The organism is Streptomyces marokkonensis, assembly GCF_039539045.1.
Lineage (GTDB): Bacteria > Actinomycetota > Actinomycetes > Streptomycetales > Streptomycetaceae > Streptomyces > Streptomyces marokkonensis.
The window spans coordinates 1-8,239 of the sequence record NZ_BAABCQ010000243.1 but is presented as its reverse complement, the minus strand read 5'-3'; the positions used below and the strand labels follow the sequence as shown (position 1 = coordinate 8,239).

At 68.0% G+C, this 8,239-nt stretch carries 6 protein-coding genes; 4 read left to right on the top strand and 2 right to left on the bottom strand.

All coding sequences use genetic code 11. From position 1 onward, the window contains the following. Window positions 1-273: 273 nt before the first annotated feature. A complete protein-coding gene (locus ABEA26_RS33635; protein WP_345597538.1) occupies window positions 274-2,334 on the bottom strand; it encodes a serine/threonine-protein kinase in 2,061 nt (686 codons plus the stop codon). Between the two features lie 490 nt (window positions 2,335-2,824). Between ABEA26_RS33635 and ABEA26_RS33630 the strand changes: the two genes are divergently transcribed. Genes ABEA26_RS33630 through ABEA26_RS33615 form a run of 4 tightly spaced genes read left to right on the top strand, consistent with a single transcriptional unit; the run spans window position 2,825 to window position 7,371 of the window. Next, on the top strand, window positions 2,825-4,522 hold the full coding sequence (locus ABEA26_RS33630; protein WP_345597536.1) for a KAP family P-loop NTPase fold protein: 1,698 nt from the start codon (window positions 2,825-2,827) through the stop codon (window positions 4,520-4,522). Then, window positions 4,522-5,355: a hypothetical protein gene (locus ABEA26_RS33625; RefSeq protein ID WP_086697608.1), complete on the top strand. Its 834-nt coding sequence runs from the start codon at window positions 4,522-4,524 to the stop codon at window positions 5,353-5,355. Before ABEA26_RS33630 ends, ABEA26_RS33625 begins: the two co-directional genes overlap by 1 nt. Beyond that, window positions 5,352-6,623 carry a hypothetical protein gene (locus tag ABEA26_RS33620; RefSeq protein ID WP_345597532.1) on the top strand — a complete coding sequence of 424 codons (1,272 nt, stop codon included), beginning with the start codon at window positions 5,352-5,354 and terminating at the stop codon, window positions 6,621-6,623. The genes ABEA26_RS33625 and ABEA26_RS33620 overlap by 4 nt, the downstream gene beginning before the upstream one ends. Further along, window positions 6,607-7,371 carry a TatD family hydrolase gene (locus tag ABEA26_RS33615; protein WP_345597530.1) on the top strand — a complete coding sequence of 255 codons (765 nt, stop codon included), beginning with the start codon at window positions 6,607-6,609 and terminating at the stop codon, window positions 7,369-7,371. The genes ABEA26_RS33620 and ABEA26_RS33615 overlap by 17 nt, the downstream gene beginning before the upstream one ends. 26 nt (window positions 7,372-7,397) lie before the next feature. Here the strand turns inward: ABEA26_RS33615 and ABEA26_RS33610 are convergent. Next, the coding region (locus ABEA26_RS33610; protein ID WP_345597527.1) for a pentapeptide repeat-containing protein at window positions 7,398-8,239 on the bottom strand (842 nt) is incomplete at its 5' end.

Genomic DNA, 8,239 nt, shown 5'->3' with positions numbered 1-8,239 from the left:
GCACGCGCCGGCTCAACTACGGCGGCGACCGGCAGGCCAACGCCGCCCTGCACCGGATCGTCTTCACTCGCCTACGCGTCGATCCCCGCGGCCCAGGCGTACTAAGCCGTCGCTGCCTGGAGGCCGACAACGCAACATCGCGGACGCAAGAGTCGGAGCCTCCCAACCTGCCCCGAAACCCTATCGGCCCCGAACGAGTCTGGTGCCGACGCTCACTCTCGCTCGCCACTACTACGAGATCTGCTGGAAGATCCTGGGCACTGCCGTACCGGTCTACTGCTGGGCGATGGCCGCGCGAATCCGGTGGTCGACGCGGATGTCGTGCGCCAGGTGACCGAAGTACGTCACGCACTCCGGATGCTGTCGCAGCATCGCCGCCACCGAGCTGGCGGCGTCCGCGCTCAGGGTCGTCCACCAGGAGAAGACCTCGGCCTGGCCGCTCTGGTCGTCCAGGAGAGGGATCCATTCGAACGCGCCACCGCAGCACGCTTCCAGGAGATCGAGCTCCCTTACGCGGGCCGCCTCCTCGGCGATTCCGGCCAGCCACCTGACGGTGGCGTCGAGTTGCTCGAAACCGTGGGAGACGTCCGAACCGAAGAGTGTCGCCATCGCGGACACGACCTCGACCGCGCGAGCGGCGTCGGCCAGCAGATCCGTCATGATCGAGGCGACGGGGATTTTGATCAGCACGTCGAAGTAGAGAGCCGTGTCATCGGGATGCGTAGCGGCCAGCGTCAGGAGGTCGGCCCCCGCTTCCGTCGACCCGGCGAACAGTTCCTCCTGGAGGTGCTCGCCGCGTAGGGCGACGGGCTCCGTCGGCCCGTCCAGCTCATGTGCGACGAAGTCGAGGAAGGCGGACACCGTGGCCGGGCGTCGCTCTGGGTCCCTCTGGGTCGCCTCCCGGACGATCGCACGCCAGGGCCCCGACTTGGGGAGCAATGGGACGTTCACGAGGGGTGTCTCGCCCGTTACGGCCCACCCGATGAGCTGTCCCAGGCTGTAGATGTCGGCAGCGGGGCCCACGTGATGGGCGTCGCTGTAGTGCTCAGGTGCCGCGAACCCCTCGGAGCCGAGGAAGACCCCCACGCGGGTCCGCTGCGGATCGGTTGTCTGCCCCAGGGGCCGCCGTACGATCCCCCAGTCCGCCAGAACCCAGCGGCCGTTCAGGCGTAGGACGTTGGCCGGCTTGATGTCCCGATGGATCCATCCGATACGGTGCGCCACCGCGAGGACCGAGCATAGGGATTCCAGTAGCTCTCGCAGGGCCGCATCATCAGAGAATTCCTTTAGGCAGCTTTCGGCGGTGGCCTCTGCGTACGGCATGACGAACCAGGTGTGCCTGGGATCGAAGTCCAGGACTGGCATCGCGTGCGGGTTCCCGACCAGACTGCGCCCGCATTCGATCTCCCGTCGCATGCGGGCCACTTGACGTCTGGGCGGGTACTTGTCCTTAAGCTTCTTGAGGATGACGACCTCGCCGCTCGGCTTATGCACCGCCTTTAAGACGTCTGCCTGGCCGCCGTCGGCGAGGGGCAGCCGTTCACACCGGTAATCCTTGCGCTCGCCCCGCTTGGATGGGCCTACCAGCTCTCTCGTTCGTGGCGCGACCAGCGGCTTGCCAGCGAGCTCCTCCAGTTCCCCGGCTTCCGAGAAGAGGGTGATCCGGTCGCTCGTGTGGGCGATGGCGTCCGCGATGCTCGTCGAAGCCTTCGAGTTAGCGTCAGCCGGTTGCCGGGGAGCGACGACGTTCTGGAAGACCTCCGAAGGATCGAACCCCTCCGCGAGGTACTGGAGCACCTCGCTCTGGTCCTCGGGAAGTAGCGGCTGGAAGGCGTCGAACTGTGCCCTGTCCGCGATGGTGCGGATGGCCTCCAGGGTCTGGCCGTCGATACCCAGCTTTGTGAGTTCGGTGGCGGAGAACCGAGCGAAGAGAGTCGTCGGAGCGTGGGAAGCGGGCCGCGAAGTGACCAGCCGCTCCATGGCCGCGACGTTCCGCAACTCCAGTTTTCCCATCGCGGAGTTCACAGAGGCGAGTCTGGTGGCGGCCCACTGCAGGGCCTCGTCGTGCGGCAACACCTTGAGGAGGAGAAAGGTCTCACTTCCGTCGTCGGGCGCGAGGAGCACGCCCCTCCAGAAGGCCGTGATGCGCATCGTCCTCATCCGCGGATCACGGGCCGTGCGCGCGACGGACAACCCCAGCCCCTTGTCCGCGTACAGCTCGGCCACCGTCAGTGACTGGAACTTGGCCATCGCCTTGCGAACCGCGGCCCGGACGGGCTTGTCCAACTGCTCGTAGTCGGTCCAGAAAGTGTGCACGAAGGCGAGCTGCGGCAAGGGTAAGTCTCCTACGCGAGAGGCTGGTTGTGGCTCTCCAGCGTATCGCCGGGGCGTCCACTGGAAGTCCGGTCGCTCGGCAGTTCGGTGCCGCTTCCGGGCGGGCGCAGGTTCGCCCATACCTGACGCGACACACCTGCGATAGTGCCGTACCACGTCGAAGGCCCTGGGTGCCGGTACGTGAAGCGGGGGACGCGATGTGGCGCTTATGGTGTCGGCGCCGGGAGGATACGGAGTGATCCTGCGACAGGGGGAAGTGTTTGTTGCAGTATGTCAGCTGCTGTGGTCATTGCTGCTGTTGTGGTAAGTATGACGGTCGAAGGGGAGTCGCCGCGCGATGCGGTCGGGGTGTCCGCTCTCGGGTGACGCTGGGGCGTTGACGGCCCGGGGCCGACGGTACATGCAGCGGCCGTTTGGCCGACCGCCCGATCACCGATTGCGCTGTGCGCGCGGCGTCGGCGGAGCATTGCAGCGGGCTTGGGGGCGTGTGATGAGCGACATGAGACTGTGGGACGACAATCCCACGGGTGAGGACCTGCTGGGCTTCGCATCCATCGTCGACACGGTGGTGGCCACACTCGAGATCCCGTATCTGGACCCGGTGACGATCGGGATCGCTGCGCCCTGGGGCGGCGGGAAGTCGACGGTGCTGCGGCTTTTGCACAAGGAGCTGGACGGGCGAGACGGGTACCGGGTGATCCGTCTCGATCCCTGGGAGTTCGACGACCAGTTCGATGTGCGCGGTGGCGTCATCGGTGAAGTCCTGCAGGATATTCTGTCGGCCTACGGGGCGCAGGAGGGCCTGCCAGAGAAGATCAATGGGCTTCTTGAGCGTGTGAGCTGGTCACGTGTTGCGGTCAGTATGGCGAGGGGATCGCTGGTCGCCCAGTCCGAGGACTTGGTCGAGGCCCTCACGCCGCGTTCGAAGAGCGATGCCAGGAGCCTGGCGGGCTTCCGGGAGGAGTTCGCCTGCCTGCTCAGGGACTTGACGCAGCTGAAGCGTCTAGTCGTGCTGGTCGACGATCTGGACCGCTGTTTGCCCGACGCGGTGATGGCCACGCTGGAGGCCATCAAGCTGTTCCTGTCCGTCGAGAAGGTCGCGTTCGTCCTGGCGGCGGACCAGGACATGGTGCGCGAGTCGATCGCGGCCAGTCTGGACGCCACGGGCAGGGGGGAGCGGTTCGCCCACCGCTATCTGGAGAAGATCGTCCAGGTGCCCCTGTCGCTGCCGCGGATCGGCGCCGACGAGGCGGCCACCTTCATCACTCTGCTGCTTTCGGCCCACCAGTGCTCGCCGGAGCACTACACACGGCTGGTTGAGCACGCCCAGCAGCGGCGGGCCGCTGGGCAGTCGCCGGTTCTGTCGGATCTACAGAGTCTTCCGTGGCAGCCCGACGGGGCCTCGCTCGCTCTGGCCAGCCGGCTGGCCACCGGTCTGTCTGCCGACCGGTCCGGAAGCCCGCGCAGCATCAAACGCTTTCTCAACGCGTTCGCCCTACGGACCCGGATCGCGGAGAGCCAGGGCATCAGCATCGACCCCTCGGTGATCGTCAAGCTCATGCTGCTGGAAGACAGCCCCGGCAAGGACTTCGAGACCCTCGTCAAACTCCAGGACGTCCCGCGCAGTGAACTCCTTGAGCATTGGCAGGCATGGGGGAAGGGGGAACGTGACGACAGGCCGGACCAGGTCAGTGAGGCGAGCAGGCACTGGGCCGCTTCCGAACCCGACCTCACCACGGCCCCGATCGGCCCCTATCTCAGCCTGGCCGCTTCTCTCGTGAGCCTCACTGCGGCTGCGTCCCTCACCCAGGAGCAGGTCACCTGGGTCTCCCACCTCGCCGGTCAGGCCGAGCCGCACCGGCGCAGCGCGCAGCAGGAAGTGACGGCACGCCCGGTCACGGAGCAGCAGGCCGTCGTCGAGGCCCTGTTGGAGCGCGGCCGCCGGGAACAGGAGAGTGAGCCGCTCGTGGAGTCCCTCCTGTACATCGCGAAGGCCACCGAGGACCTACGCCGCCGCATCGCCGACGGCCTGTGGGATATGCGCCACAACCTCACCCCCGGTTCCGCCCTGGACATCGCCGACAGCGACAGCGAGGAACTGCGCGACCTGGCGGCACGCTTGGCAGGCGCCACCGACATTGACCCGATGGTGCAGGAAGCAGCCAAGGTGGAACAGGAGGGCCGCTGATGGGGACATCAGGCTCTTACGGAGGCAGCGGCTCCGCGGAGTGGAGCGCGGCCCATGACGCTTTCGACGCCCTGCCCGGCGTAGGAACGGGACCTGCGGACACTCTGGATCTGCCGGACGGCCAGCAGTTCCTCGACGATGTCGTGCAGGCGCTGGCCACCGCGCTGAGCAAGGACGATGCGGACCACGGAACGGTGCCGGCCGGTGGCTATCCCCTTTCTGCCCTGATCGCCACTGCCCGCGGCAGCGGCGGTGGCGGCGGGGGAGGAGGAGCCGGGGGCGCGGCCGGCCCCGGCCGTATCGGCGGCGGATCGCAGCGCCAGGTGCTCAAAGGCTCCTCCCGCGGTGCCGCAGCCCTCGCGGGAGCCTACGCACTGCGTAACGGTGACGCCGCGCAACTGCGGGAACTCGGCCTGGACTTCCGCGAGCTGAGCAGCTTGCCACGGCGCACCCAGATTTCCCGCATCCTGCAGGCCGTCCTCGGTGACGCCGGACACCCCGACGAGGCGGCCTTGCGCAGGGCCACCGTCAAACACGTCAAAGATGTCCTCCTCGCGGTCGAGCCGCCCACGCCGGAAGACAGCCTGCGGGGCCTCGTCGCCGAATGGATCTATGAACTCGGCCTGGTCGAGCTCCAGTCCCAAAAGGCCAGCGACAACCTCACCCCGGAGGAAGCCGTCCGCAAACAGGGCTGGCTGCGGTCCTGGCTGCAACGCCGAGTGCGCCACATCTCCGTGCCCGACACACGACGCATGACCGTCAAGGAATTCACCGCCACAGCAGCGAGAGTGACGAGGGAGGCACTGCGCATTCTGCGCGCAGGACGCTCATGACGACCGCCTATGAAGTACTGCCGCACGACGGACAGCAGCACGAGCCCTCCGCCACCGCCCTGCACTGGCCCCGCACCCGAGCCCACAGCCCCACGCCGACCGTCACCTGCACACTCGGCTGGGACCTCGACCTCCTGGGCCCCGCACCGGCCGCTGCCGCCGACCTCGTCCGGATCGCCGCCTCCGCCTACCTCGCCGACCGCAGCGCCCGCCGCCCCACCACCTTCGCGCGCACCATCGACCTCACCGTCCACACCGTCGACCCCGACCCCTGGACCGCCTCATCCGGCCGGCTCGCCGAAGACTTGCTGTCCTGGCTCACCGGCGATGCCTGGCACCTGCACGCCGTACCCGCCGCTCCCGGCGGCCACCGTCCGGCACCAATTCCCGATGCCGACGACGTGATGCTCCTCAGCGGCGGACTGGACTCCTTGTGCGGCGCCGCGGACCACCTCGGTGACACGGCAGAGCGAATCCACCTCAGCCACTACGACGGCAGCACCGTCATCCGCCACGCCCAGCAACAGACCAGTGCCTGGCTCAACGGCCGTGGGCGGCAGCCGCTGCACCACCTCAGCGTGAAGCTCTGCCAGACCCATTCCGCCGCGGAATCCTCCTCGCGCAGCCGCAGCCTGTTGTTCGCCGCCCTGGCCTCAGCGGTCGCCGCCGCCGCTTCGAGCCCGCAGGTGACCGTGCCCGAGAACGGCTTCACCAGCATCAACCCGCCCCTGACCGCAGCGCGGGGCGGCGCCCTGTCCACCCGCTCGACCCACCCGGGCACGTTCGCTCGCATCAACGAGCTCCTGGCGAGCCTGGACATCCCCGTGACGGTGGCCAACCCCTACGCCTACCTCACCAAGGGACAGCTCCTGGCGCGAGCCTTGGACCGTGCGGGCCAGTCCCTGCTGCTGGCGGGGGCGGAAACTCTCTCGTGTAGCAAACTCGACGGCAATTGGTACTCAGGCGGGGACCCCACCCTCAACTGCGGCCTGTGCCTGGCCTGCCTGGTACGCAGGGGATCATTCACCGCAACCCCCCACCACGACGCCACCACCTACCTTGTCCACCACCTCACCGGCGCAGCACACCAGCTGCTGCTGGACCGCCGTCGTAAAGACGTCCACGACGTGCGGCAGGCCATCGCCCGCGACATCGACGACACCGACATCCTCGCCGTCGGTGAACTCCCCCCCGACACTGACCTCGACGCCGTCGTGGACATGTGCCGACGAGGTCTGCAGGAGCTGAACCATGTCCCCCTTCCCTGACGATTTGCCACCGCTCGACTGCCACGCCCACATCGCACCCGATGTGACCCCCGCGCAGATCGGGGCCCTACAGGGAGCCGTCGTCTTCGCCGTCACCCGCACCCCGGCCGAAGCACACCGCGCCGGCCGGCGCCGTGACGCGCGCCTGGTGTGGGGATCCGGCGTACACCCCGGCGTTCCCGAAGCGCTCGATGCCTTCGATCGGCAGCTGTTCCGCGCTACCTTGCGGAACAGCTGCCTCATCGGGGAAGTCGGCCTCGACCGCCGAGGCAACCTCGAGCGGCAACGCACCGTACTCGCCCAGATCCTCCATGCCGCACAGGACCAGGCCGTTCTACTGTCGTTGCACAGCACCGGACGCACCGGTCCCCTCCTCGACCTGCTGACGGACCAGCCGCACCCCGGAATGATCCTGCACTGGTTCCTCGGCAACCCCACCGAGCGGCAACACGCTATCGACCTGGGCGCCTACTTCTCCGTCAACGCCGCCATGCCCGACGACATCCTGACCTCCCTGCCCCTGACGCGCGTGCTACCGGAGACCGACTTCCCGGCTAGCCGGCGCGCCACCGGCGCATCACGCCCCGGCCACGTCGACCGGCTCGAACAGCGGCTCGCCCAACTCCACGGCATGACACCAGAAGACGTCAGACGGCGCTTCTGGCAGAACCTGCGCGAACTGACCACCCGCACCCACGTCCTGGATAGGCTTCCCGAACACGTCGCGGACTGGGCTCTTGAAGCCTGACACACAGCTTTCGTAAGCCACCGACGTCACTCACCCCGGCTGACACGCTCCACGACCCGGGAATCACTGCGCACGGGCTCCGGCAGCACACAGTTGTGCAGACCGCGGGCTGCGAGAACCTGCTCGACCCTCAGCCCCCGCACATCGGACAAGTCCGCCCGCACCAGATCGGCATCCGCCAGGTCCGCACCGTCGAGCCGCGCCCGACACAGAACGGCGCCCCTGAGCGTCGACCCTCGAAGAAGGGCCCCCCGCAGGTCAGCCCCCGGCAGCCGGGCCTTCGCGAGATGACGCCCCGCGAGATCGACCGGCGGCCAGGAACCTCCTCGACGCCGTGAACCAGGTGCGGTGAGCGCCCGCAGCGCCTCCTGAACCATCTCGTCGGGTTCCTCCGGAAGCTGCACGGACGCCAAACCGCCCGGAGCACCGGCAGGCTGCGTATGGCGGCGCACGAACGCATTCAGCACCCGCGCGGCATGCCTTCCCTGGTCAGGGGCATCCTGGACGATCTGTTCCAGTGCTAGAACGCCCCCGATGCACACATACGGCTCAGCCGAACTGAGCCGCTCCAGCGCCTTCGTGAAACGGTCCGTCACCTGCCCGCGACGGCTCAACCGGTAGGACCGGGCCGTATAGACCAAGGCGATGCCGGCACCAACGCCCGCAATGGCCTGCACCACGGCCAGCCGGACCTGCCCCAGCGCCGCAGACCGGGCCGTGGCATCCATCGACGACCAGTCCCGCCCGGCCAGCCAGCGTGCCAGGCGCTGGCTCAACGGAGTGAACATCAGGGCCAGCACCCCCGCCAGCCCGGCCGCGCCCAGCACAACAAACACTGCCGGCCATACCTTCTTCAACCTCATGCCCC

Excerpts from the sequence above, each read along its gene's own strand:
- ABEA26_RS33630 (WP_345597536.1), top strand. The coding sequence starts at position 2,825 with ATGAGCGACATGAGACTGTGGGACGACAATCCCACGGGTGAGGACCTG.
- ABEA26_RS33625 (WP_086697608.1), top strand. The coding sequence starts at position 4,522 with ATGGGGACATCAGGCTCTTACGGAGGCAGCGGCTCCGCGGAGTGGAGC.
- ABEA26_RS33620 (WP_345597532.1), top strand. The coding sequence starts at position 5,352 with ATGACGACCGCCTATGAAGTACTGCCGCACGACGGACAGCAGCACGAG.
- ABEA26_RS33615 (WP_345597530.1), top strand. The coding sequence starts at position 6,607 with ATGTCCCCCTTCCCTGACGATTTGCCACCGCTCGACTGCCACGCCCAC.